The organism is Lysobacter sp. GQ73, assembly GCF_059758755.1.
Genome location: NZ_JCAXEE010000001.1, coordinates 972,052 through 996,521, shown reverse-complemented (window position 1 = coordinate 996,521; position 24,470 = coordinate 972,052). Strand labels below are relative to the sequence as shown.

24 protein-coding genes, 2 tRNA genes and 1 pseudogene are annotated in these 24,470 nt (G+C 66.4%); 13 read left to right on the top strand and 14 right to left on the bottom strand.

The annotated features are described in order from the left end of the window. Positions 1–982: 982 nt before the first annotated feature. Positions 983–1,315: a DUF1244 domain-containing protein gene (locus AC6CH2_RS03985; protein WP_435394265.1), complete on the bottom strand. Its 333-nt coding sequence runs from the start codon at positions 1,313–1,315 to the stop codon at positions 983–985. A 90-nt stretch (positions 1,316–1,405) separates the two neighbouring features. Between AC6CH2_RS03985 and folD the strand changes: the two genes are divergently transcribed. From folD to AC6CH2_RS03955, 6 genes are all read left to right on the top strand, one after another. After that, positions 1,406–2,296, top strand: a complete 891-nt coding sequence (gene folD, locus AC6CH2_RS03980) for a bifunctional methylenetetrahydrofolate dehydrogenase/methenyltetrahydrofolate cyclohydrolase FolD (RefSeq protein WP_498268019.1) — start codon at positions 1,406–1,408, stop codon at positions 2,294–2,296. Positions 2,297–2,615: 319 nt separating this feature from the next. Next, positions 2,616–4,073: an IMP dehydrogenase gene (gene guaB / locus AC6CH2_RS03975; protein ID WP_435394267.1), complete on the top strand. Its 1,458-nt coding sequence runs from the start codon at positions 2,616–2,618 to the stop codon at positions 4,071–4,073. A gap of 142 nt (positions 4,074–4,215) precedes the next feature. Then, positions 4,216–5,787, top strand: a complete 1,572-nt coding sequence (gene guaA, locus AC6CH2_RS03970) for a glutamine-hydrolyzing GMP synthase (RefSeq protein ID WP_498268018.1) — start codon at positions 4,216–4,218, stop codon at positions 5,785–5,787. A 464-nt stretch (positions 5,788–6,251) separates the two neighbouring features. Beyond that, the gene (locus tag AC6CH2_RS03965) at positions 6,252–6,704 is read left to right on the top strand and encodes a hypothetical protein (RefSeq protein ID WP_498268017.1); all 453 of its coding nucleotides are present in this window, start codon (positions 6,252–6,254) and stop codon (positions 6,702–6,704) included. Further along, on the top strand, positions 6,697–6,855 hold the full coding sequence (locus AC6CH2_RS03960; RefSeq protein WP_408953519.1) for a hypothetical protein: 159 nt from the start codon (positions 6,697–6,699) through the stop codon (positions 6,853–6,855). The genes AC6CH2_RS03965 and AC6CH2_RS03960 overlap by 8 nt, the downstream gene beginning before the upstream one ends. A 525-nt stretch (positions 6,856–7,380) precedes the next feature. Beyond that, a complete protein-coding gene (locus tag AC6CH2_RS03955) occupies positions 7,381–7,596 on the top strand; it encodes a hypothetical protein (RefSeq protein ID WP_498268016.1) in 216 nt (71 codons plus the stop codon). A gap of 35 nt (positions 7,597–7,631) precedes the next feature. Here the strand turns inward: AC6CH2_RS03955 and AC6CH2_RS03950 are convergent, their stop codons facing one another. Next, positions 7,632–8,168 (bottom strand): TetR/AcrR family transcriptional regulator, encoded by a 537-nt coding sequence (locus tag AC6CH2_RS03950; protein ID WP_498268015.1) that lies wholly within the window; start codon positions 8,166–8,168, stop codon positions 7,632–7,634. A gap of 376 nt (positions 8,169–8,544) precedes the next feature. On the opposite strand from AC6CH2_RS03950, the gene AC6CH2_RS03945 reads away from it, so the two are divergent. Both AC6CH2_RS03945 and tadA read left to right on the top strand, forming a co-directional pair. Beyond that, on the top strand, positions 8,545–9,060 hold the full coding sequence (locus tag AC6CH2_RS03945; protein WP_498268014.1) for a DUF1993 domain-containing protein: 516 nt from the start codon (positions 8,545–8,547) through the stop codon (positions 9,058–9,060). 97 nt (positions 9,061–9,157) lie between these two features. Then, complete coding sequence (tadA, locus tag AC6CH2_RS03940) at positions 9,158–9,637, top strand: tRNA adenosine(34) deaminase TadA (RefSeq protein WP_435394272.1); 480 nt, start codon at positions 9,158–9,160, stop codon at positions 9,635–9,637. Between the two features lie 16 nt (positions 9,638–9,653). Here tadA and AC6CH2_RS03935 read toward each other — a convergent pair whose 3' ends face one another. Next, positions 9,654–10,139 (bottom strand): DUF2721 domain-containing protein, encoded by a 486-nt coding sequence (locus tag AC6CH2_RS03935; protein ID WP_435394273.1) that lies wholly within the window; start codon positions 10,137–10,139, stop codon positions 9,654–9,656. Between the two features lie 74 nt (positions 10,140–10,213). Beyond that, complete coding sequence (locus AC6CH2_RS03930) at positions 10,214–10,702, bottom strand: DUF2721 domain-containing protein (RefSeq protein ID WP_498268013.1); 489 nt, start codon at positions 10,700–10,702, stop codon at positions 10,214–10,216. Positions 10,703–10,767: 65 nt separating this feature from the next. Between AC6CH2_RS03930 and orn the strand changes: the two genes are divergently transcribed. Beyond that, entirely contained in the window at positions 10,768–11,334 is a 567-nt protein-coding gene (gene orn / locus AC6CH2_RS03925) for an oligoribonuclease (protein WP_498268012.1), read from the top strand. Between the two features lie 222 nt (positions 11,335–11,556). Here orn and AC6CH2_RS03920 read toward each other — a convergent pair whose 3' ends face one another. Together AC6CH2_RS03920 and ppsA are read right to left on the bottom strand one after the other, a co-directional pair. Then, positions 11,557–12,510: a mechanosensitive ion channel family protein gene (locus AC6CH2_RS03920; protein ID WP_498268011.1), complete on the bottom strand. Its 954-nt coding sequence runs from the start codon at positions 12,508–12,510 to the stop codon at positions 11,557–11,559. Between the two features lie 7 nt (positions 12,511–12,517). Next, positions 12,518–14,902, bottom strand: a complete 2,385-nt coding sequence (ppsA, locus tag AC6CH2_RS03915; RefSeq protein ID WP_498268010.1) for a phosphoenolpyruvate synthase — start codon at positions 14,900–14,902, stop codon at positions 12,518–12,520. Positions 14,903–15,036: 134 nt separating this feature from the next. On the opposite strand from ppsA, the gene ppsR reads away from it, so the two are divergent. The 4 genes from ppsR (at position 15,037) to AC6CH2_RS03895 (ending at position 16,941) form a co-directional block, all read left to right on the top strand. Next, entirely contained in the window at positions 15,037–15,858 is an 822-nt protein-coding gene (gene ppsR / locus AC6CH2_RS03910) for a posphoenolpyruvate synthetase regulatory kinase/phosphorylase PpsR (protein WP_435394278.1), read from the top strand. A gap of 294 nt (positions 15,859–16,152) precedes the next feature. After that, entirely contained in the window at positions 16,153–16,689 is a 537-nt protein-coding gene (locus AC6CH2_RS03905; protein WP_435394279.1) for a DUF1249 domain-containing protein, read from the top strand. A gap of 45 nt (positions 16,690–16,734) precedes the next feature. Further along, positions 16,735–16,810 (top strand) — tRNA-Ala (locus AC6CH2_RS03900). 55 nt (positions 16,811–16,865) lie between these two features. Next, positions 16,866–16,941 (top strand) — tRNA-Glu (locus tag AC6CH2_RS03895). Positions 16,942–17,325: 384 nt separating this feature from the next. Here AC6CH2_RS03895 and AC6CH2_RS03890 read toward each other — a convergent pair. The 8 genes and pseudogenes from AC6CH2_RS03890 to AC6CH2_RS03855 all read right to left on the bottom strand — a co-directional run bounded on the left by AC6CH2_RS03890 (position 17,326) and on the right by AC6CH2_RS03855 (position 24,460). Beyond that, complete coding sequence (locus tag AC6CH2_RS03890; protein WP_498268219.1) at positions 17,326–18,792, bottom strand: hypothetical protein; 1,467 nt, start codon at positions 18,790–18,792, stop codon at positions 17,326–17,328. A 27-nt stretch (positions 18,793–18,819) separates the two neighbouring features. Then, positions 18,820–18,897 (bottom strand): annotated as a pseudogene (locus AC6CH2_RS03885) (SEC-C metal-binding domain-containing protein); the annotation flags it as partial. A gap of 334 nt (positions 18,898–19,231) precedes the next feature. Continuing rightward, positions 19,232–19,393, bottom strand: coding sequence for a hypothetical protein (locus AC6CH2_RS03880; protein ID WP_498268009.1), 162 nt, complete (start codon positions 19,391–19,393; stop codon positions 19,232–19,234). A gap of 52 nt (positions 19,394–19,445) precedes the next feature. After that, entirely contained in the window at positions 19,446–20,195 is a 750-nt protein-coding gene (locus AC6CH2_RS03875; protein ID WP_498268008.1) for a hypothetical protein, read from the bottom strand. 103 nt (positions 20,196–20,298) lie between these two features. Continuing rightward, positions 20,299–21,153 carry an STM4011 family radical SAM protein gene (locus tag AC6CH2_RS03870; RefSeq protein ID WP_498268007.1) on the bottom strand — a complete coding sequence of 285 codons (855 nt, stop codon included), beginning with the start codon at positions 21,151–21,153 and terminating at the stop codon, positions 20,299–20,301. A gap of 4 nt (positions 21,154–21,157) precedes the next feature. Beyond that, positions 21,158–22,531, bottom strand: a complete 1,374-nt coding sequence (locus tag AC6CH2_RS03865) for an STM4012 family radical SAM protein (protein WP_498268006.1) — start codon at positions 22,529–22,531, stop codon at positions 21,158–21,160. Continuing rightward, positions 22,528–23,346 (bottom strand): STM4013/SEN3800 family hydrolase, encoded by an 819-nt coding sequence (locus AC6CH2_RS03860; RefSeq protein WP_498268005.1) that lies wholly within the window; start codon positions 23,344–23,346, stop codon positions 22,528–22,530. Before AC6CH2_RS03860 ends, AC6CH2_RS03865 begins: the two co-directional genes overlap by 4 nt. After that, a complete protein-coding gene (locus AC6CH2_RS03855) occupies positions 23,339–24,460 on the bottom strand; it encodes an STM4014 family protein (RefSeq protein WP_498268208.1) in 1,122 nt (373 codons plus the stop codon). The genes AC6CH2_RS03860 and AC6CH2_RS03855 overlap by 8 nt, the downstream gene beginning before the upstream one ends. Between the last annotated feature and the right edge of the window lie 10 nt (positions 24,461–24,470).

The following is a 24,470-nucleotide window of genomic DNA, read 5'->3' as shown; positions in this document are numbered from 1 at the left end:
GATGTCCCGTATGAAAAATCACCGCGTCGGCATCGCTCATGCGGGCCCTTGATTCCAAAAGAAGCATTTTTCTTTGGTTACCTTTCTTTTGTTGCTTTAGACAAAAGAAAGTAACCCGCCGCTTTAGTGGCGGAAGCTTTGGGTTTGATCTTGATCCTGATCTTTCTTGAACCGCGCGCCGCAAGACCATAACAGCGATGTCGCGGCTTGCGCCGCTCCTACCCTGGCGAGCGGGCGCCGCTTCGACGAATGTCGACGGCCTCGTCATCTCTGTGCAGTCCGCGGTCGCGACTCACGTCGCTCCTACAAAGGCGAAGCCTGCACCGCAAAGCTGCGAATCGATCCCCTGTAGGAGCGGCGTAAGCCGCGACCCAGGGACGCGCAGAGGCCGCATCGCCGAGGGCAATGGTCGAAGCCGTTAACTCTTGCGGGGTAGGAGTGGCGCAAGTCGCGACCGCGCCGTTTCCAGTTGCGGCGTTTCTTGCCGCAGGCTTTGAAGCCACGACAAGAGCAAAGCTTCCGTCCGCTGACGCGGCCGGGTTACTTTCTTTTGCTAAGCCCAAAAGAAAGGTAACCAAAGAAAAGGGCTCTCCCTGCAAGGGCACTAGCCCGCACGATCGATGCCGACGCAGGGATGCTCCAGACAGGCCATCCCTGGCCTGCTTGCGCACGGCCCGCATCCCTGCGGGCCGCCCTACGGGTCATCATTTGGCCGGTAAAGCGGTAAAGCGGTAAAGCGGTAAAGCGGCAGAGCGGTAAAGCGGATCAAAATCTCGGCAACGGCAACGGCAACGGCAACGGCAACGGCAACGGCAACGGCAACGGCGGCTGCAAAGCGGCGCGGTTGAGACTCGGGCGCTTATCGCGACCGGCGTCGAACGCTTAGGTACGCAGTCGCGGCTTGTGCCGTTCCTACCCTGAAAGCAAGCGCGCCGAACAGACCACGAGCAAGGGCTATGCCGGCGCAACCGCCGAAGCGGACTCAGCCGTGGCGCTTCTGCGCCGCCTCGAACGCGGCCAACTGCTCCGCAGTGGCGTCCTGCTGGTGCTGCGCCTTCCACTGCGCGAACGGCATGCCGTAGACCGCCTCGCGGGCTTCGTCCTTGGTCATCGCGATGCCGCGGCCTTCGGCGGCTTCTCGGTACCAGTCGGCCAGGCAGTTGCGGCAGAAGCCGGCCAGGATCATCAGGTCGATGTTCTGCACGTCGCTGCGCTCGTGCATCAGGTGGGCGAGCAGGCGCCGGAACGCGGCGGCCTCGATCGCCAGGGTTTCATGGTCCTGCGGGGGCGGGGCGGGGGGCGGGGTATGGCTCATGGCGGCGCTCGCGGTGACCCGGCAAAAAACGCGGGTGGGAATAGGGGATAATGCGCGGCCTCGACTCTACCGCAGCGCATCCGACCTCGCATGACGTCCACACCCCATTCGGCGCATCCGGCCCGCATCCTCGACGGCAAGCGCATCGCCGAGGACCTGCTCGACAATCTCAAGGCCCAGGTCGATGCGCGCATTCTTGCGGGGCAGTCGCGGCCGGGTCTGGCGGTGGTGCTGGTCGGCAACGACCCGGCGTCCAGCGTTTACGTGCGCAACAAGCGCCGCGCCGCGCGGAAGGTCGGGATCCGCGCGATCGACTACGATCTGCCGGCCGATACCGGCGACGAGCAGTTGCTGGCCCTGATCGACCGGCTCAACGCCGATCCCGAGGTCCACGGCATCCTGGTCCAACTGCCGCTGCCGGACCGCCGCGACGCCACCGCATTGATCCACCGCATCGACCCGCGCAAGGACGTCGACGGCTTCCACCCGGAAAACGTCGGCCATCTGGTCCTGCGCCAGTTCGGCCTGCGCCCGTGCACGCCGCGCGGCATCACCACCTTGCTGGGCTATACCGACCGCCCGGTGCGCGGGCAGAGCGCGACCATCGTCGGGGTCAGCAACCACGTCGGCCGGCCGATGGCGCTGGAGCTGATGATCGCCGGCTGCACCGTCACCAGTTGCCACAAGTTCACCCCGCCCGAGGTCCTGGAGGCCTCGGTGCGCGGCGCCGACATCCTGGTGGTCGCGGTCGGGCGTCCGCAGCTGATCCCGGGCGAATGGGTCAAGCCGGGCGCGGTGGTCATCGACGTCGGCATCAACCGCCTCGACGACGGCCGCCTGGTCGGCGACGTCGGCTTCGAGGCCGCGGCCCAGCGCGCCAGCTGGATCACCCCGGTGCCGGGCGGGGTCGGGCCGATGACGGTCGCCACCCTGATGCAGAACACCCTGGAAGCGGCCGAGGCCGCCGATAAGGCCGGTTGAGGGCACTGCTTCGCAGGCACCGGACGGGCCGGAGCTGCATTCCAAGGCGTCATTCCCGCGCAGGCGGGAATCCAGAGACTTCAGTTGGCGGTTTCCGGGGGCCTGCGGTGGAGGCGGCCGGACCTTGGTGGTTCTTGCTCGAGAGCCGTGAATTCCCGCCTGCGCGGGAATGACGCTTGCAGACCGCCTCGCCCGGTCTCAGTCGAGGCTTAACGTCCGCCGTCCTCCCACCCGCAGAACGCCTCTTTCCGCTGGCGCAGCGGGCGGGCAGGAGGCGTTTCGGGTTAGAATGGCGCGCTTCATCCTCCCGGGCCCGCCCATGCTGCGCATCCAGGCTGAAGCGCTTACTTACGACGATGTGTCCCTCGTCCCCGCGCATTCGATCGTCCTGCCTAAGGACGTAAACCTCTCGACCCGCCTGACCCGCGACCTGTCGATCCGCCTGCCGATCCTGTCGGCGGCGATGGACACCGTCAGCGAGGCCCGCCTCGCGATCGCGTTGGCCCAGCTCGGCGGCATCAGCATCATCCACAAGAACATGAGCCTGGAAGCCCAGGCCGCGCAGGTCGCCCAGGTCAAGAAGTTCGAGGCCGGGGTGATCCGCGAGCCGTTCACCGTCGGTCCGGAAACGACCATCGGCGAAGTGTTGAAGCTGACCCGTGCGCGCAACATCTCCGGCGTGCCGGTGGTCGACGGCGGCCAACTGGTCGGCATCGTCACCAGCCGCGACATGCGCTTCGAGACCAAGCTCGACGACCCGGTCCGCCACATCATGACCAAGCGCGACCGCCTGATCACGGTGCAGGAAGGCGCCAGCGACGACGAAGTGCTGCAACTGCTGCACCGTCACCGCATCGAGAAGATTTTGGTGGTCAACGACGGCTTCGAGCTGCGCGGCCTGATCACGGTCAAGGACATCCAGAAGAAGACCGACAACCCCAACGCCGCCAAGGACAGCGCCGAACGGCTGCTGGTCGGCGCGGCGGTCGGCGTCGGCGGCGACACCGAAGCGCGCGTCGAGGCCCTGGCCGCGGCGGGCGTCGACGTGGTCGTGGTCGATACCGCGCACGGCCATTCGCAGGGCGTGCTCGACCGGGTGAAGTGGGTCAAGACCCGCTTCCCGCAGTTGCAAGTGATCGGCGGCAACATCGTCACCGGCGATGCGGCACTGGCGCTGATGGATCACGGCGCGGACGCGGTCAAGGTCGGCGTAGGCCCCGGTTCGATCTGCACCACGCGCGTGGTCGCCGGCGTCGGCGTGCCGCAGGTCACCGCGGTGGCGATGGTCGCCGAGGCCCTGCAGGACCGCATCCCGCTGATCGCCGACGGCGGCATCCGCTATTCGGGCGACATCGGCAAGGCGCTGGTCGCCGGCGCCTCCACGGTCATGGTCGGCGGCCTGTTCGCCGGCACCGAGGAAGCCCCGGGCGAGATCGAACTGTTCCAGGGCCGCAGCTACAAGAGCTATCGCGGCATGGGCAGCCTCGGCGCGATGGAGCAGGGCTCCAAGGACCGCTATTTCCAGGACGCCTCGGACGCCGACAAGCTCGTGCCCGAAGGCATCGAAGGCCGCGTGCCGTACCGCGGCCCGCTGCACGGCGTGGTCCATCAGCTGGCCGGCGGCCTGCGCGCGACCATGGGGTATGTCGGCTGCGCGACCATCGAGGACATGCGCAAGAAGCCCAGCTTCGTGCGCATCACCAACGCCGGCGCGCGCGAAAGCCACGTCCACGATGTGCAGATCACCAAGGAACCGCCGAACTATCGGGCGGGATGATGTTTGCCGGGACTCGGGACTCGGGACTCGGGACTCGGCAAAGCGGTAAGTGCAGCGAAGTGGCCGCGGGCGATACCTGCGGCCACCGTCGTAACTGAAGGGCGACGGATCCCGAGTCCCGAGTCCCGAGTCCCGAGTCCCGATGAGCCAAGACATCCATAGCGACAAAATCCTGATCCTCGACTTCGGCGCGCAGTACACCCAGCTGATCGCGCGCCGTATCCGCGAACTGGGCGTGTACTGCGAAATCTGGGCCTGGGATCACGATCCGGCCGAGATCGCTGCGTTCGGCGCCAAGGGCATCATCCTGTCCGGCGGCCCCGAGTCGACCACCGAGCACGGCTCGCCGCGCGCGCCGCAGGAGGTGTTCGACGCCGGCCTGCCGATCCTCGGAATCTGCTACGGCATGCAGACCATGGCCAAGCAGCTCGGCGGCGAGACCGAGGCCGCCGACCAACGCGAGTTCGGCCACGCCGAGGTGTCGCTGGTCGCGCATTGCCGTCTGTTCGACGGCTTGAAGGACCACCCGGGCTCGCCGCCGCGCCTGGACGTGTGGATGAGCCACGGCGACCACGTCGCCAAGGCACCGGAAGGTTTCGTCGTCACCGCCAAGACCGACCGCATCCCGGTCGCCGCCTTCGCCGACGACGCGCGCCGCTGGTACGGCGTGCAGTTCCACCCCGAGGTCACCCACACCAAGCAGGGCCAGACCCTGCTGCGCCGCTTCGTGGTCGACATCTGCGGCTGCCAGACCCTGTGGACCGCCGCCCACATCATCGAAGACCAGATCGAGCGCGTGCGCGCCCTGGTCGGCAGCGACGAGGTCGTCCTCGGCCTGTCCGGCGGCGTCGACTCCTCGGTCGTGGCCGCGCTGTTGCACAAGGCGATCGGCGACCAGCTGACCTGCGTGTTCGTCGACACCGGCCTGCTGCGCTACAACGAAGGCGACCAGGTGATGGCGATGTTCGCCGAGCACATGGGCGTCAAGGTGCTGCGCGTCAACGCCGCCGACCGATACTTCGACAAGCTCGCCGGCGTCGGCGACCCGGAAGCCAAGCGCAAGATCATCGGCAACCTGTTCGTCGACATCTTCGACGAAGAGTCGAACAAGCTCGCCAACGCCAAGTGGCTGGCGCAGGGCACGATCTACCCCGACGTGATCGAGTCGGCCGGCAGCAAGACCGGCAAGGCCCACGTGATCAAGAGCCACCACAACGTCGGCGGCCTGCCCGAGCACATGAAACTCGGCTTGGTCGAGCCGCTGCGCGAACTGTTCAAGGACGAAGTCCGCCGCCTCGGCGTCGAACTCGGCCTGCCGCGCGAGATGGTCTATCGCCACCCGTTCCCGGGCCCAGGCCTGGGCGTGCGCATCCTCGGCGAAGTGAAGCGCGAATACGCCGAGTTGCTGGCCAAGGCCGACCACATCTTCATCGACGAACTGCGCAAGGCCGGCCTGTACGACAAGACCAGCCAGGCCTTCGCGGTGTTCCTGCCGGTGAAATCGGTCGGCGTGGTCGGCGACGCACGCGCCTACGAATGGGTGATCGCACTGCGCGCGGTCGAGACCATCGACTTCATGACCGCGCATTGGGCGCACCTGCCGTACGACTTCCTCGGCACGGTCTCCAACCGCATCATCAACGAACTGCGCGGCGTCTCGCGCGTGGTCTACGACATCAGCGGCAAGCCGCCGGCGACGATCGAGTGGGAATGAGTCGCCGCTGAGGGGCTCGGGGCGCTCGCCCTGACCACCGGGCCTTGCCGCCAGCGCGGCAAGGCCCCGATGCGGCCCGGCCGCATCGATCAAGCCATGAGCGGGCCACAGCGGGCCACGAGCGGGCCATCCGCCTTGGCCGTTCCGACTCGGCAGCGTCGAGTCGAGTCCGGCGGGCGATCGTGCCGGCCGTGTTTTCCCGCGTCGCCCCGTGCGCACCCGCGACGCCCCGAAGCGCGCCGTGCCGACGCCTGCCGTCCGGTTCCACAACGGCTGCCGGGCGCGAGCCGACGGGTCGATGACGAATCGAGCCTGGTTTCACGGCCATGGTAGGTCCCGGGACGGGCAGCCACCGCCCGTTCCCGGTGCGGTTGTGTGATTCGCAACGCGTTTCCGCTGGCCTTACGCCGCTAGGGTTCGAACGGCATCCCGGCATCGGCCTGGAGCCGCCAGGGGACACAAGGATGTCCGCACCCGCTTGGACAGGCAGCCTCATCGCCGTCGCGTTTCGCGGCCGGCGCGCACTGCGGGCGGTCGCCGCGTCGCCGCGAATCGTCTTGTTCCTTTTTCTGGCGCCGGTGCAGAACGTGCCCGCGGCCGATCTGCCCGCGATTGAATCTTCGTCGTCATCGGCCTGCACGACGATGCGCATGGGCCTCATCCGCGTGCTCAGGCTCGAAGACTGCCGCGACGAAGCGCCTGCCGCCGTTGGTGCGCGCTCACTCTGCCGAGGAGCGGGGCGAGGCAAGCACTGCGAAATACGAACTCGCGACGGCGAAACGCCGCATCGCGGGACCGATTGGCTGCGGAAGGAGTCGCGGCGAACCGCGCTGGACGGCACCCGCCGTCGGCGCCCCGGACGGCAGGGGAAGGAGAGCCCCGGTCGTTCCATCAGCACAGGAGAAAGCGATGAATAGGAAGTCCCGCACCAAGGTGTTGCTGGCCTGCTTCGCGTTCGGATTGGGCCTCAGTGTCAGCCTCAGCGCATTCGCGCGGCCGTGCTGCAGCAGTTGCGATCCGGACGACCCGGATTCGCGTTGCTGGGCCATCTGTACGCCGGGCTGCTGATCCGGCACGGGAGGGGCGGGACTCCGCCCCTTCCTTCGATCCACAAAAGATCCGTGCGGCCCGGCCGCCGTTCGCCGCCGACGTCGCGCTCGGCGAGCAAGTCCCTTTCGGTCGCGGCGCTTCCAGTGCCGGCGTCCGGTGCATCGGCCGACGCCGCCGACAGATCCGCGACGACAGATCCGCGACGACAGAAGCTGCGACGACAGGCCTGCGACATCGGGTCGCATCCGATCGCCAACTGCGTCCCGGATCATGACATCGCCACAGTGACGCCTTCGATTTAGGACAAAGCCAGTCCGGAATGGGGCGTAGCTTCGCCGCATGACGATCTGTCCCGGGGCCCCGATCGAGGCGGCTCACGGGCGTTCGTCTGCGCACAGAAGCCGGATAGGTCGAGCCGACTCCGCGTTGCGCCTGTGTTGTCGATTTTGGAGCGCTCGATTCGTCGTTTCTTCAGTACCGGCCGATCCAGGCGAACGCCGCGGCCGGGACGCACGACGAACGACCTTGCCAAGGAGAAGTTCGATGTCGAGATACCTGCCGGTGGTGGCGGCCTTGCTGGCCTTGCCGCATCTGATCGCGGCCGCGTCAGCGCGGACCGAACCGGATGCGGCGCGTAGCGAGCACGCGATCGAGCTGGAACGGGCCCGCTGCGATGCGCTCTACCGCAAACACCCCGTAGCGCCGCCGCGCAAGACCGCCAGGCCAGTGCTTGCGCCGCAGTCGCTCGGTATCCATTGAGCGAGCCAGCGCTGATCCCAGAGTGACGCCTTCTCTCAGACCGAAGGCCAGGCGCGCATCGCGATGCGCACGACCTGCGCCAGTTGCGCCACCGTCGCGCCATCGCGCGCCTGGATAGACAGGCCCTGGGTCAGGGCAGTGAGGAATTTGGCCAAGGCCGCCGCATCGGTTTCGGCAGGCAGGTCCCCCGCGCGCAGACCGCGCTCGAGGCGCAGCAGGAACTCGTTTTCGAGCGCGCCGCGATAACGCGCGAGTTCTTCGCGCAGTTCGGCCGGCAGGCCGCCGGCCTCGGCGGCGATCAGCATGCAGCCCGAACGCCGTTCGGCCTCGACGAAACTGTGAGCGATCGATTCGAAGAAGGCCTCGAAGGCCTGGCGCGTGCCCAGCGTCGGGTCGGCGAGCGCGCGCCCGCCGTTGCAGCGGTAGTCGTCGATGTAGCGGGCGATGGCGGTGCGGAACAATTGCTCCTTGCTGCCGAACGCGGCGTACAGGCTGGGTGCGGCGATGCCCATCGCGGCGGTCAGGTCGCTCAGCGAGGTCGCCTCGTAGCCCTGGCACCAGAACAAACGCATCGCCGTCTCCAAGGCCTGCTCGCGGTCGAACACCCGTGGCCGGCCGCGCGGGCGGGGCGCCGGCTTGCAGTTGTCCGGGGCCTCGGCGGGGGGGCCGGGGTTCGTAACGGGTATTTCCATAGCGATCGATAATAAAATCGTTGACCCGGCCCGGGCAAGCGGCCAGAATCCCACCTGCATTGCTTAGCAATCGCTACATTAAGGGCCGGGCTCGAAGCATTCGCCCGGCCGGCTGGCCCCGCGTCGTCGGATCCGGCCGGCCCACCGGCGGCAGACCGGACCGGCACCGTGCGCTTTCGTTGCATCGACACCCAGCAGTCCGACACGCGCCAGCCGACGGCGGCGCTCGCCACCACGCCACGCCAAGAGAATCTCCATGACCTTATCCCTGTACGACATCTCGGTACCGAGCCTGTTGCGCGGTCTCGACACGCTTTCGCATCTGCTCGACAAAGGCGCCGCGCACGCGCAGGAGCAGGGCATCGAAATCGAGCAACTCCTCGGTGGCCGGCTCGCGCCCGACATGTACACCCTGACCCGCCAGGTGCAGGCGGCCAGCGACGCGGCCAAGTTCGGCGCCGCGCGCCTGGGCGGCATCGCGCCGCCGAGCTTCCCCGATACCGAGACCACCCTCGAGGAGCTGCGTGCGCGCATCGCCCGCACCCAGGAATTCCTGCGCAGCGTGCCGCGCGAAAGCATCGAGGGCCAGGAGCAGCGCGAGATCGTGATCCGCCCGCCGAACGCGCCGGAGCTGAAGTTCGTCGCCGCCGACTACATCCGCTTCTTCGTCCTGCCCAACTTCTACTTCCACCTGACCACCGCCTACGGGATCCTGCGTCACCAGGGCGTGGCCCTGCGCAAGCCGGACTACCTCGCCGCCGGCTCGCTTTGAGCCGAACGGCTGGCCGGCAGGCGGGCGCACCGGCCCGGCCGGTGCGCCGCGTCCGCGCGTCGGCGATAATCGCCGCTTTCCCCCCGCGGACCGCCGAGTGAGCGAACTGGCCGACATCGACGAACGCTGGATGCGGCATGCGCTGGCGCTGGCCGAGCGGGCCGAGCGCGAGGACGACGAGATCCCGGTCGGGGCGGTGCTGGTCTCGGCCGACGGCGAAGTGCTCGGCGAAGGCTGGAACCGCAACATCGGCAGCCACGACCCGAGCGCGCACGCCGAGATCGTCGCCTTGCGCGAAGGCGGCCGCCGGCTCGCCAATCACCGCCTGATCGGCACGACCCTGTACGTGACCCTGGAGCCTTGCGCGATGTGCGCGATGGCGATGGTGCACGCGCGCGTCGCGCGGGTGGTGTTCGGCGCCGGCGACCCCAAGACCGGCGCCGCGGGCAGCGTGTTCGACCTGTTGACCGACCCGCGCCATAACCATCGCATCGAGTCGCGCGGCGGGGTGCTCGGCGAAGAGGCCGGCGCGCGCCTGACCGCGTATTTCCGCCGCAAGCGCGGCAAGCCGGTTTAAGACTGGGCCCTCGGGCTCAGCGCCGTTTCTGGCGGCCGTTGTCGCGGTCGAATTCGCGTTTCACCTCGGCATCGAGCATGGTCACGCTCATGCGCGCTTCGCGGCCGAGGTTGATCGAGGCGGCCAGCACCAGCAGCACGCCGCACATCGCCAGGCCGGTGGGCACGCCGCGCAGGCGGTAGTCGGTGAACTGATCGATGCCGATCGCCAGGCTGGTGGCGACGAAGGCGGTCATCGCGCCGTACAGCAACTGCAGGCAGATCAGGATCAGGCGCACCCGCCGGCGGTGCAGGATGATGCGCGCTTCCAGATAATCGCGCGCCTGCTCGTCCACGGTGTCCTCGAGCTGTCCCAGTTGTTGGCGCATGCGGTCGACCACGCGCGCCAGGCGGTTGTTGGAGGACACCAGCAGCGAGGCGGTGGCGGTCAGGAAGAACGCCGGCGTGATCATCGCCGAGACCACGGTGTAATGGCTGCTCAGTTGTACGAGAGGATCGGCCACGACGGGCTCCAGGATCTATGCACGCGAACGATGCGCGCCAGGCGTGATGATGCCGCAAGCAGGGCCGGCGCGGTTCATGCCTGCGGCTTGGACCAGCGTTTCATCGCGCTGATGTGGCCGTGGTCCATCTCCTCGTTGACCGCCTCGACCGCCAGCGAGGATTCGCGCGCGAGCAGCAGGCTGGCGGCGAACATCGCCAGCACCCCGAGCGCGGCGAGGATGGTCGGCACCGCGCCGAGCCGGTAGCCGAGGAAGGCGTCGCCGGCCACGCTCAGGCTGGTGCCGACGAAGAAGCTGATCGCGGTGTAGAGCAACTGGCTGCCGCGCAGGATGATCTTGCTGCGCTTCTTCTGGCGCAGGATGTGGCGTTCGAGCTGGTCGCGCTCCTCGGCGTCCTCGGTCTCGGCGAGCTCCTTCAGCAGGACCCGGGCGCGGTCGATCACCCGCGCCAGGCGGTTGTTGGCCGACAGCAGCAGCGAGGCGGTCGCGGTCAGGAAGAACGCGGGGGCCAGCATCGCGGTGAGGATCGCGTAGTGGGCGAAAGAGGCGGCGTTCTGGCTCATTGCGGTGCGGCGGTGGGGAAGGGGGCTGAGCTATCATGCCGCGACACGGGCACGACGGCGAGGCTATGAGCGACAAGACAGGGCAGGAGCACCGGCTGATCTGGATCGATCTGGAGATGACCGGGCTGGACACCGACCGCGATTCGATCCTGGAAATCGCCACCGTCGTCACCGATGCGCAGCTGCAGGTCCTGGCCGAGGGACCGGAGCTGGCGATCGCCCATCCGCTCGAACGCCTGCAGGCGATGGACGAGTGGAACCGCCACCAGCACGGCAAGTCCGGCCTGTGGAAGCGGGTGCTCGAACAGGGCGTGCCGATGGAAGAGGCGGAAACCCGGACCCTGGAATTCCTTGCCCGGTGGGTGCCGCCGAACACCTCGCCGATCTGCGGCAATTCGATCTGCCAGGACCGCCGGTTCCTGCATCGCTGCATGCCGCGGCTGGAGAAGTATTTCCACTACCGCAACCTCGACGTCAGCACGCTCAAGGAACTGGCGCGGCGCTGGGCGCCGGACGTGCTGGCCGGGTTGAGCAAGGACAGCAAGCACACCGCGCTGAGCGACGTGATGGACTCGATCGCCGAGCTCAGACATTACCGCGCGGCGATGGGCAAGCTGGGCGGCCTGGGCTGAGGCTGCTCCGACCTCTCGCGGCTTGTAGGAGCGGCGTAAGCGCGACCGACCGAAGCGGTGCAATGCCACGTCATCCTCCAAAACCCGGCCTGCCGCCAGCCTGAGCCCCAATGTCCGGGCTTCGGTTCCTGGCGCTTGCGTACACCATCTCGATTGGTCGCGGCTCACGCTGCTCCTACACACAAGCCGTTCGCCGCTTCGGCTGGCCGAAGCGGCCGCGCCTCATGCCTTCGGCTTGACCGCCGGCTGGGGCAGGTCGCCATCGTCGGCGACGGCTTTGGTCAGCACTTCGGTCAGCGGGCGGCCGTCGGCATCGTGGTGGTACACGTGCAGGTCGCGCTGCGGGTAGGGGATGTTGAGGCCCTTGCTGATCAGCTCGTTGCGGATGCCTTCGACCAGATCGCTCTTGGTCCGCAGCAGGTTCGCGGACTTGACCCAGGAGCGCAGTTCCAGATTGACGCTGCTCTCGGCCAGGGCGGTCACCAGGACTTCCGGCGCCGGGTCCTGCAGCACGTTCGGGTGCGCGGTGGCCAGGGCCAGCAGGGTGGCCTTGGCGACCTTGAGGTCGTCGTTGTAGCCCACGCCGACGGTCAGGTCGATGCGGCGCTTCGGATTGGCGGTGAAGTTGATGATCGCCGCGGTCGTGATCAGGCTGTTGGGCAGCACGATCACCCGGTTGTCGATGGTGCGCAGGCGGGTCTGGAACACCCGGATCTGCTCGACCGTGCCTTCGATGCCGGCGGCCTGGACATAGTCGCCGGCGCGGAACGGGCGCAGCACGATCAGCATCACGCCAGAGGCGATGTTCGACAGCGAATCCTTCAACGCCAGGCCGATCGCCAGGCCGGCGGCGCCGAGCACGGCGAGCACCGAAGTCATCGGCACGCCGAGCTGCTGCAGGGCGGCGACCGCGACGATCACGATCATCGCCGCATAGGCGATGTTGCGCAGGAAGCCACGCAGGGTGACTTCCATGTTGGCGCGGGTCATGACCCGTTCCAGCGCGCGCGACAGCCACTTGGCCAGCCACAGGCCGATCAGCAGGATCGCCAGGGCGCCGATCAGGACCAGGCCCTTGGTCTGCGCCCAGGCGAGCAGCTTGTCGATGTCGAAGCCGGCCTCAAGTCCCAGCAGGGACTTGGGGACCAGCGCCTGCACCGCGTCCTTTTCGGTCATCGTGCGCTCAGGCCTGGGCCTTGGCTTTGGCCTTGGCCAGGCGCAGCCAAGTGTCGACCACGGTGTCCGGGTTCAGCGACACCGATTCGATGCCCTGGTCCATCAGCCATTCGGCCAGGTCCGGGTGATCGCTCGGGCCCTGGCCGCAGATGCCGACGTACTTGCCCTTGGCGCGCGCGGCCGAGATCGCCATCGCCAGCAGCTTCTTGACCGCCGGGTCGCGTTCGTCGAACAGGTGGGCGACGATCGCCGAGTCGCGGTCCAGGCCGAGGCTGAGCTGGGTCAGGTCGTTGGAGCCGATCGAGAAGCCATCGAAGATCTCGAGGAACTCGTCGGCCAGCAGGGCGTTCGAGGGCACCTCGCACATCATGATGATCTTTAACCCATTCTCGCCCTTGCGCAGGCCGTTCTTCTCGAGAACTTCCAGCACGCGGCGGCCCTCGTCGAGGGTGCGCACGAACGGGATCATGATCCAGCAATTGGTCAGGCCCATTTCCTCGCGCACCTTCAACACCGCCTGGCATTCCAGGGCGAAGGCGTCGGAGAAGCTCGGGTCGACGTAACGGCTGGCGCCGCGGAAGCCGATCATCGGGTTCTCTTCGTGCGGCTCGTAGCGGGCGCCGCCGATCAGGTTGGCGTATTCGTTGGACTTGAAGTCCGACAGGCGCACGATCACCGGGTGCGGCGCGAAGGAGGCGGTGATGGTGGCGATGCCTTCGGCCAGGCGGTCGACGTAGAACTGCACCGGGTCGTTGCCGTAGCCGGCGATCTTGGCGTCGATCTTCTTCTTGGTGTCGGCGTCCTGCGAGGCGTATTCGAGCAGCGCCTTCGGATGGATGCCGATGTGGCTGGCGATGATCATCTCCAGGCGCGCCAGGCCGACGCCGGCGTTCGGCAGCATCGCGAAGTCGAACGCGCGCTCCGGGTTGGCGACGTTCATCATCACCTTGAGCGGCGCCGGCGGCATCTTGTCGAGGTCGGCGACATGGCGCTCGAACGGCAGGGTGCCCTTGTAGATGTAGCCGGTATCGCCTTCGGCGCAGCTGACCGTGACGACCTGGCCGTCCTGGATCGTCTCCAGGCCGTTGCTGGTGCCGACCACGGCCGGCACGCCGAGCTCGCGGGCGATGATCGCCGCGTGGCAGGTGCGGCCGCCGCGGTTGGTCACGATCGCCGCCGCGCGCTTCATCACCGGTTCCCAATCGGGGTCGGTCATGTCGGCGACGAGCACGTCGCCCGGCTGCACATGGTTCATGTCCTCGAGGCTGCGCACCACGCGCGCCACGCCGCTGCCGATCTTCTGGCCGATCGCGCGGCCTTCGGTGATGATCTCGCCGCGCTTTTCGAGCTGGTAGCGCTCGATCTGGGTGGCCTTGCCGCGCGACTTCACCGTCTCTGGGCGCGCCTGGACGATGAACAGCTTGCCGCTGACGCCGTCCTTCGCCCACTCGATGTCCATCGGACGCCCGTAGTGCTTTTCGATGACCAGCGCCTGCTTGGCGAGTTCGTGCACGTCGGCATCGTTGATCGAAAAGGTCGCGCGCAGTTCGGCCGGGGTGTTCTCGGTGCGCACGCGCTCGCCGGGCCGGTCGGAATAGACCATGCGCAGCTGCTTGGCGCCGACCGAGCGGCGCAGGATCGCCGGCTTGCCCTGCTGCAAGGTGGGCTTGTAGACGTAGAACTCGTCGGGATTGACCGCGCCTTGCACGACCATCTCGCCCAGGCCGTAGCTGGAGGTGATGAAGACCACGTCGCGGAAGCCCGACTCGGTGTCGAGGGTGAACAACACGCCGGAGGCGCCGACGTCGGAGCGCACCATCAGCTGCACGCCGGCGGACAGGAACACGTCCTCGTGCTTGAAGCCGTGATGCACGCGGTAGGCGATGGCGCGGTCGTTGTAGAGGCTGGCGAACACTTCCTTGACCTTGCGGACCACGTCGTCTTCGCCGGTGACGTTCAGGAAGGTTTCCTGCTGGCCGGCGAAGGACGCGTCGGGAAGGTCTTCGGCGGTGGCCGAGGAGCGCACCGCGACCGCGACGTCGCCGCCGCCGTTCTCGCTGCACAGCTTGCGGTAGGCGCTGCGGATGTCCTGGTCGAGATCGTCCTGCAGCGGCGACTCGATGACCCAGCCGCGGATTTCGGCGCCGGCCGCGTTCAGCGCCGGCACGTCTTCCACGTCCAGGGTCGCCAGCTTGTCGAAGATGCGCTGGTGCAGATTGTTATGGGCGATGAAGGCCTTGAAGGCTTCCGAGGTGGTGGCGTAGCCGCCTGGCACCGATACGCCGAGGTTGGCGAGGTTGCCGATCATTTCGCCGAGCGAGGAGTTCTTGCCGCCTACGCGGGCGAGATCGTTGAGGCGTAACGCGTGCAGCCAGAGGATGTTCTCGTTCAAGACACACAATCTCCGAGGGGGGAGGACACGTCAGGGGCGCGGCCAAGCGGCTATGATCGCCCGGGCGTCGGGTGCATACAAGCTTGATCCGACGGGCTTTTTCGTATTGGCGCAGCGGAACGATGGGGTGGGCGATGGCAGGCACAAGACCGGTTTTCTACGTTTCCGACGGCACCGGCATCACCGCCGAGACCATCGGTCACAGTTTGCTGACCCAGTTCACCGAGACCCGGTTCGTCACCGATCGCATCGCTTTCGTGGACAGCGTCGAGCGCGCCCAGGACGCCGCGGCTCGGATCCGCGAGGCGGCCGTGGTCCACGGGGTGCGGCCGGTGGTGATCAACTCCTGCATGGACGGGGAGGTGGGCGCGGCCCTGGCCGAGAGCGGGGCCCTGATGCTGGACGTATTCGCGCCGTTCATCGAACCGCTGGAGCGCGAGCTGCACGAGACCCGCCAGCGCCGGATCGGCCAGGCCCACGGCATCGCCGATTTCGAGACCTACCACCGCCGCATCAACGCGATGAATTTCGCCCTGACCCACGACGACGGGGCCAGCGTCGACTACGCCGAGGCCGACCTGATCCTGGTGGCGGTGTCGCGGGCCGGCAAGACCCCGACCTGCGTTTATCTGGCGCTGCATTACGGGGTGCGCGCGGCCAACTACCCGCTGACCGAGGAGGACCTCGAGCACGACCGCCTGCCGCCGCGCCTGCGGCCGTACCGCAACAAGCTGTTCGGCCTGACCATCGACCCGATCCGGCTGCAGCAGATCCGCCAGGAACGCCGGCCGAATTCGCGTTACGCCCAGTTCGAGACCTGCAAGCGCGAGGTCGCCGCGGCCGAGATGATGTTCCGGGCCGAGCGCATTCCGACCCTGAGCACCACCCATACCTCGATCGAGGAAATCTCGAGCAAGGTGCTGACCACTCTGGGCATCCACCGCGAGATGTTCTGAACCGGCCTGCCGCGCCGCCGTGCGCGGCGCGTCGCATGCGCGCGGTCACGCGACGGGGACAGGAAGGTCCCGGATGCGTTGCGGAGCGGGAAAGGGAGCGACGGCTCGCGGATGAGCGTATGAACCGGGGCGTAGCAGCGGGTGTCGCGACCGGGGCCGGGGCTTGAATTCCGCGTCACGCTCCCCAGCGTTCCGCCGACCCCGTTCGCCTTGGCGAAGAGCCTACAAATTAAGGCTTTTTCGCTATTTCGTCAATGCTGCCGCGGGCTGCGCAAGGCGTGTAGGATCGCGAACATGAGCACCGCCGCTTCCCGCTTCGCGCGCCTTCCCAAACTCAGCCGTTTCGGCTGGTTGATGGGCTTGTACGCGGAGAACCACGACCGCCTGTCGCGCCTGTTTTCGCCGGCCGAACTCGCGCGCGGCGTGTACCTGTCCGAGGTCGGCGACGGCCTCGACCTGCGTCTGGACGTGATCGAGCAACACCGTTACACCACCGAAATGCGCTTGACGTATGCGCTGCAGGACCCCTTGACCGGCGAGCCCGATCCTTCGGCGTACCTGCGGCTTTATCACGACGCCCATCAGGTCGAAGCCACCCATTGCTATGTCGGCCGGCGCTGGCAGGACGTCATCGGCATGTACCCGCCGCCGGCGGAGCTGATCGGCCACCGCATGCGCATGAATACTTTTTTAGGAAAGTGGCTCGAGTATCTAGCGGAACGGGGTCATGGCATGGCAACATTGCGCCCGGTCGAACACGACCCCGCGCAGCCCGATCCGATCGGCCCAGGCGACGCGGGACCGGGAAAAAATTTAGCGATGAATGCTTGACGACATCGCTGAACGCCCGCTAAGATGTTCGTCTTTCCAGCACGTGGGGCCATAGCTCAGCTGGGAGAGCGCTACAATGGCATTGTAGAGGTCGCCGGTTCGATCCCGGCTGGCTCCACCACTCTTCGGAACTGAAAGGGTTTCCGGACGAGTTAGCTGCAAGAACAACAAGTTTTGTCCCCATCGTCTAGAGGCCTAGGACATTACCCTTTCACGGTAGCGACCGGGGTTCGAATCCCCGTGGGGACGCCAAACTAACCCCCGTAACAAGGGGTGCTTTACACTAAAGCCCTGACTTGTCAGGGCTTTTTTGTTGCCCGTTTTTTACGCTTATGAACCGTCTCGGCAATTTCGAATCGTTTATCGATTCGAAATTGCTGTCGTTGCGCGTGGACGGGATCTCGTTCCGTGCCTCTAGCGAAATTCTCTCCAGTTCCTTCAAGGGAAGCTGCAAGAGCGCTCTTAGGGCAAGTTCGATCGATGGCTTGTTGACGGAGTGAAGTCGGAGCTTGGATGGCCTAGCCACGTGAGCATCTCCGTGATGGTTCTCGTTTAGTCGCTGGAGCCCAAGCAGACTGCAGCGTCTGATCAGCTAGGCAGCGCTTGTACGAGGTACGCCTGAAACGTATCGACTGATCACTCAAAGCTCATCGAGCCCACGACTCTTGTGCAGTACTCCATCAACAGGTCGTGGTCGCTCAGAAGTTCAAGTTGCACCAAGTCCGGCGCTGACGCGAGGAATTCAATCAGGATGGCTCTTGGGGTGTTTTTGTAGTTCTCCATCAAGAGTTCGAACATTTCAAAAGGCGTGTCGGCACGCTGAACCACTGCGTTCCTATCATGTTCTCCAAAAAAAGATTCAGGATGGCGAAGGAAGGCGCTGACTTCATAGGCAGTGAGGTCCACGAAATGAACGAATCTCTTGTCATTTTGATCGATAAGGGCTAGTGCCGCTTTCGATTCTTGGGCGAGAACTGCGCCAGATGTGAGTAGATGCGGCCCATTCTCCAGTTCGTCGAACTGGTAACTTTGACCCACGAGCCATTTGCGTTCGGCAAAGCCGAATGCGAATTCGGGAACTTCACCGTCAAAAGTGGAGGGGACGGTGTACTTGCGAAAGTGATCTATAAGCTTGGATACAGACAAATGCCGCTGCTTGGCGGCGTAGGCAGTTTTCAGATCGGCGTACTCAACTCCCGCACCGAAGTCAGGAATCTTGAAGCCGACGGGAACTAGCATCCTTCGGCCGGGTGCGCCCTCTAAATCTAGATGGACGGGGTAGTTGGTCACCAAAACGTATGCAGCTGGGGCTGGCTCATCGTTAATCTTGAGGTGAGGCTCACGAGACCGTATTGCGTGTGACAGCGTGCTAACGATTGACTCGTTTAACACGTTGTCCATCACATTCAAGTCTATGAAGATGATCCGTGCTTCGTCCGCTCGCTTCTTGAGTGCTTTGTAGAGTTGTGTGCCAACATCGAAGTGATCCTTCAGCGGTCCTCTGGCTTTGGCTTCGATCCAGTATTTCTCGGTGGAATTCGGTGCGGTAGCCCAGAACTCGCAGTGCGTCGAATCCGGGTCGTCTTCATCTTCGAGAGTGATCGTAAAGCCGGCGAGAATGAAATATGCGGAAACAAAAGTTTCGTAGTACGCCCCGTGGAATTGGGACTTGAGGCGCAGTCGGTTTAGAAGTCGGCGCTGCAGCTCGGCATTGTGGTCGAGGAGGTACAAGTTATACGCAAGTGCGTAATACGCGGCAGCAGCGCCGATCACTGGTCGCGCATGAATTTCCCCCGCTGTTCGAACATTGGCGGCTTGCTGTTTTGCGATCACGTCAAGCCACTGCAAGAGTGGATGGCGGTTTTCCCCCTGTACCACATCCTCAGAGGCCGCCCATTTCTCGGTGAAAGACTGTTTTAGGTTCCAGTCGAGGAAATCGCCAAACGTCCTCCATGGGCCGAAAGCCGTCCGATCACCCACAGCGACGAATTGAGTGTCACCTAATGCAGCACTAATGATAGGGCGGCCCAGGCCCTGTTGTGCTTTACGTCGCGCCTCTTGCGCTTCGTGACGTGACAGTCCGAGTTGAAAATTGCTTTCCATATCCTCGGTCCAAGGGCTTGGCAGTGCGCCGTGGCAATGCTTGTAGCGCTTGCCGCTACCGCAGGGGCAGGGGCCTTTTCGCGAAGCCGGCGCGATAATTGTCATCGTGAGAGTTTAACGAGAAGTCCGCAATTTCCAGGCCGAGCCGCCAGTGCTCACCTGCAGATGTCGTTCCAGTGCGGTGGTAATCCGGGTGATTTGGGTTGCAGTGATGTCATTAATTCTAATTAAATCAATTTCTTAAGCCGTTATCCGGTGCCGCCTCGTTCGAGCGAGCACCACTCGGAACGGGCGGCGATGATGCAGCGTAACTCGGGGGTTAAGAAGGTGTCGCCGTGGGGACGCCAAACAACACAGAAGGCCGCCGAAAGGCGGCCTTCTGTGTTTTCGTGCGCGACGAACGAAAGTCGCCGGCATGCCCGTGCTCGCGTCTGCGCTTTCATGCTCCTCTTTGCAAAGCGCGATAAGCGCAGTGGATAAAGCCTGCGATGTGCAGCGATGCGTCGCGCATCTGGCGCGCGAGTCGAGGCGCGATCGACGAGGCAACGATCGCAAGCGCGCCGACGAGATCGCGCGACGGATGCGCGCGCACTGCGATCATTGCGCCCGCCGCGGGCACTCGCCCGAACAGTCTTGATCGGTCTCGATTGGCCTTAATCGGCCGCGACTTCGGCGTACATGCCGTTGTGCACGGTCTCGATGATTTCGTTATAGCCGCCGGTGGACCACGGCTGTCCCTTGCCCGGCGCGTACAACGTCATCGTGGCCGGAATCACCCGGCTGCCGGCTTGATCGGGCAGGCGATCGAACTCGGCCAGCCCTTCCAGCAATTTCCTGGTCTTGAGTTTGGCCGGATTGCCCTTCTTCGCCAGTACGTCCTGCATGCGCGCGCTCAGCGCCGGCACGGTGCATTCGAGCTCGACCTCGCTGATCCGCCCGTTCTTGACGTACTCGTTCGCCTGTTCGGTGTTCGACAGGCCGCGGCATTGCGCGCCGGCCGCGAGCTGGTTGACCCGTTTGATCGCCGCGGCGAGGGCGGGCTTGGCCTTGGCTTTGTCGACCTTCGGCATGTCCGCCAGGATGCCGTCGGCGAAGCCTTCGTACTGCTGCTCCATTCCGGCCGTGTCGGCCAGGTCCTCGAGATCGAAGGCGTTTTCGTTGTTGGCGTACAGCGGTTTGGAATAGGCGTTGAGTTGCTTCGCCGCTTCGAGGTCCTGCCTCAGCGCGACGCGCGCGTAGAGCTCGGCGACCTGCTCGGGCTTCATGGCGATCTTGGGCGCGCGAGTCTTGGCTTTGGCGGCCTTGGACGGCTTGGCGGCGAAGGCCGGGTCGATGGCCGGCGCGAGCACGGCCGGAATCAACAGCGCGGCCAACAGCGCATTGCGGAGTGTGTTGCAGAACATGGAGCGATCCTTTGCGTGGTAACAGGGTGGTCTGCCGGTTCGAAGCGACCGGTTCGAAGCGACCGGCTGGCGGAGTCCAGGCGGGCATGCGGGCCCGCCGAAGTCATAGGACGAACGACGGCACCCGTTCCAGTACGCCGCCTGCGTAATCGCGCTGGAACGGCAGGTCGGGGCGGTGGGCGTAGCCGATGTAGCAGTCGCACCGGGCGTTAGGGCAACGGCGGGCGCGCAGTTGCGCGGCGTAGCTGCCGTCGTACAGGTTGCCGAGCGGTTCGGCGACGAAGTGGCAGCGCTTGACGTTGCCGTCGCCGTCGACCGAGACCACGCTCTCGCCGGTCAGGCAGGGCGCGCCGAGGCTCGGCGCGGGGTCGAGGTTGTAGCGGAAGTGCGGGTCGATGCGCTGCAGGCGCTCGATCTGCGCCTCGTCGTAATAACCCGGCGGACGCTCGTCGTAGGCGTTGAGCCATAACGGCGTATGCGCCGGCAGTTCCGCGCGCAGCGCGTCGATCTCGTCCAAGTGCTCGTGCAGCGCGACCATGCCGACGCTGTGGCGTACGCCGCGACGGTCGAGTTCGCGGCAACGGGCGAGGAAGGCCGCGCGGCTGACCTGGGTCGGGTGGTAGGTGCACCACAGGGCCAGCGTGCGGGTATCGACCTCGTCGAGCCAGCGCATGCCGACGCACAGGTTGGTCTGGATCGCGACCCGGCGCACTTGCGGCAGATGGCTCAGGCGGGTCATCGCCTCGCGGTAGTGGCGACGCACCAGCCCTTCGCCCCAGGGCGTGAACAGGATCGACAACTCCATGCGCTGCTGGGCCGCCCAGTCGACGAAGCGCGCCAGGTCCTCGGCGTCGCGGCGCAGGGCGGCGCGGCTGTCGTAGGTCTTCGCGAACGGGCAATAGGCGCACTCGTAGTTGCAACTGCTGAGCCGGCCGCGATAGAGCAGGGACAGGTGCATGCGCTCAGCCGAGGCGGTAGTCGTGCATGCGCTCGGCGATGCGCGCCGAGGTCAGCCAGGGGCCGATGGTGTCGGCGCGGGCGAGGCCGGCGTCGGTCAGGGCGAGCAGGGCCGCGTCGCCGCGGGCGAGGCCGAGATCGAGCAGGTCGCGCAACTGCGGCAGGTCGTCCAGGCAGTCGGCGCCGAACCGGCGGCGGTAGTCGTCGCGGTCCAGGCCCGGACGGATCAGCAGGGACTGGATGACGTGGCGGCGCCGGCGTTCGTCGTCGTCGAGCTCGATGCCGTAGTCGGCATGGGCGAACGAGGCCGGGTCGCGGGCGAGGTAGTGGTCGAGGATCTCGGCGACGCTGCGCCGGGCCACGCCGTACTCGCTGGAGTAGTGCAGGGTGCCGGTGTACGAGCGCGCACCGCAGCCGACCCCGACCATGCCGTCGCTCTGGCAGCAGTAGAGCGGCGCGGCGATGTCCGGCGAATGCGGGGCGCGGAACATGCGCATCGAAACCTGGGTGTAGCCGGCGGCTAGCAGATGGTCGCGGCCGGCCTCGTACAGCGCCAGGCGCGTGTCCAGGGGTTCGGGTTGCAGGGCGAAACCGGGCCGGGCGCCGGCCTTGGCCTCGATCCGGCCCAGGCCGGTCAGCGGCCGCACGTACAGCGGATACAGATAGATTTCTTCGGGCCGGTGCCTCAGCGCGCTGTCGATCGAGGCGAGGAAACTCGCCACCGTCTGCCCGGCGATGCCGTAGATCAGATCGAGGTTGAGGATCGGGAAGCCCTGCCCGCGGATCGTCGCGATCGCGCGTTCGACCACCTCGCGCTGCTGCGGCCGCACCAGCGAGCGCACCTCGGCATCGCTGAAGCTCTGGATGCCCATGCTGACCCGGTCGATGCCGGCTTCGCGGCAGACCTCCAGTTTGTCGGCATCGGCGGTTTCCGGCGACACCTCGATGCCGGCCGGCGTGGTCTTCAGGTCGATCGAGGCGTGGCGCCCAACCATCGCGAATACCCTGCGCAACTGGTCGACGTCGAGATAGGTCGGGGTGCCGCCGCCGAGCGCGAAACGCACGAAACGGTGATCGCCGAGCGCCTGCGCGGTGACCTGCAACTGCCGCTCCATCTGGACGAGATAGGCGTCGACCTTGGCCGGTTCCGGCCGCGCCAGCGCGAACAGATTGCAGAAGCCGCAGCGGTAGGAGCAAAACGGGATGTGCAGGTACAGGAACAAGGCATCGCGGCGTTCGCCGGCCCACAACTGCGACAAGGGCTGCGCCGGTTGGATCGGGCGATAGGCGGTCTTGTGCGGGTAGGAATACGAGTACGCCTGGTAGGGCGGCAAGTTGAGCAGGTCGGCGAGGCCGGGCGAAGCAAGGGGAGCGGTCATGGCGTGAGTATGAAATGCGCGTAGGGCACGGTCATCACCACTTCGTGGGCGAGGCGGTGGCCGTGGTAGCCGTCCTCGCCGTAGGCGGTGCCGTGGTCGGAGCAGGCGATGACGAAGGCGCGCCCGCGTTCGCGCAGGGCGGCGAACAACGGCGCCAGCGCGGCATCGACATAGCGCAGCGCGGCGCAATGGCTGTCGTAGCCGTCGCGCCCGGCGCCGGCGAGGTAGTGGCGATTGGGTTGATGCAGGGCGGAGACGTTGATGAAGACGAAGCAGCGGGTATCGCGCAGGTCCTCGCTGCGCAGGCGCGCGCAGGCCAGGGCGACCTGGCGCTCGGTGGAGTCGATCGCGGCGACGCCGAAACCCGGCTCCCAGTGGCTCTCGTCGAACAGGCCCGGCAGTTGCGAACCGAGCGGGTTGCGCTTGTTGAAGAAGCCGACTCCGCCGACGCAGATCGTGCGATAGCCGGCGTCATGCAGGCCGGAGACGATGTCGGCGCGGTCGCGGAACACATAGGTGCCCGCCACGGTGGTTTCGCTGCCTTCGAAGTCGAGCGCGAACAGGCGCGGATGCGGGCCGGGCGCGGCCGGCGTGGGCAGGAAGCCGGCGAAGAACGCCGCGTGCGCGGCATAGGTGAAGCTGGCCGGCGTGTGCCGGCGCTCCCAGCCGCCCGGCGGCAGGTACGGCCCGAGCACCGGCAGTTCGCCGCGTTCGAAACAGGCCTGGGCGGCGTCGTAGCGCAAGGTGTCGAGGGTGATCAGGACCAAGTCGTGATCCCCGACGATGGCGTTCATGTCGGGCAGGACATCAGGCATGGGCGAGGCTTCGTTGCGGGCCGGTCGTGGTGTGCGGCGAGGGCGTCAGCGCGGCCTGATCGTCGTAGGTGCCGCGGCCCTGCCACAGCAGGTTCGGCAACAGGTCGCCGAAGGCGTTGGCTTCGAGCAGCCAACTGCGGCGCTCGCGCAGGATCAGGTCGAAGCCGATCATGCGGCTGCGCGGGAACACGCCGGCGGCGCGCGCGGTCGCGGCTTCGAGCGCTTGCATCGCGGTGCAGTCGAACCAGGCTTCCGGCGCGCCGCGGCGGTTGCCCAGGTGCAGGTTGGTCAGCGGCCCACGGCTGACCCGGGCGACGCGGTGCCGGGCCTGTCCGTCGAGCGCGACCACGCGCAGGTCGTAATGGCCGCCGTGCGCATCGGGTGCGCGCGGCTTGGCGATCCAGCGCTCGGCGTAGGCGCCTTGCACGGCGAGCAGGTCGACGAGGCGGGCGATGTCGCGGGCGGCGGTGTAGCGGCGCGGGCGCAGCGAATTGAACACGCGGACTTGCCCGCCGCTTTCGACCAGCTCGGCCGAGCCGTAGGCGATCTCGCGGCCGGCGCGATTGCGCCGATACGCCAACACGCCGGCGCCCGAGGAACCGTAGCGCGCCTTGACGAAGGCCTGGTCGCAGCCGGTATCGCGCAAACGTTCGCGCAAGTCTTCGTAGCCGTCGATCGGACCGAGCAACGGCGGCGCCTCGACCCCGGCGGCGATGCAGCGCTGCTGGCAGACCAGCTTGTCGCTCATGCAGGCGATGTCGTCGGGAGAGTTGAGGTAAGCCGCATCGGCCGGCAGCGCGCGCAGCAGATCGGCGAAGCCGGCGTACCAGTAATGCTGGTAGGCGAGTTCGCCATGTGCGAGCGGTTGCGGCGCCGGGCCGGGCGCGCCGAGCCGATCCCAGCCGCGTTCGACCAGGGCGGCGTGCAAGGCCGGCGCTTCGCCGGGCGATTCGAGCTTGACCAGGGCGCCGCGATGGCCGGCGATCGCCTCGGCGGCGCGTTCCGGTGCGCTCAGCAGGGCCTGGTAGTCGATGACCTCGGCCGCGGCCAGGCCGCGCTCGCGCAAGGCCTGCTGCAGCCCTTGGACCCGGCGGCTGGCGCGCGGGCCGAACAGCAGCCAGGAG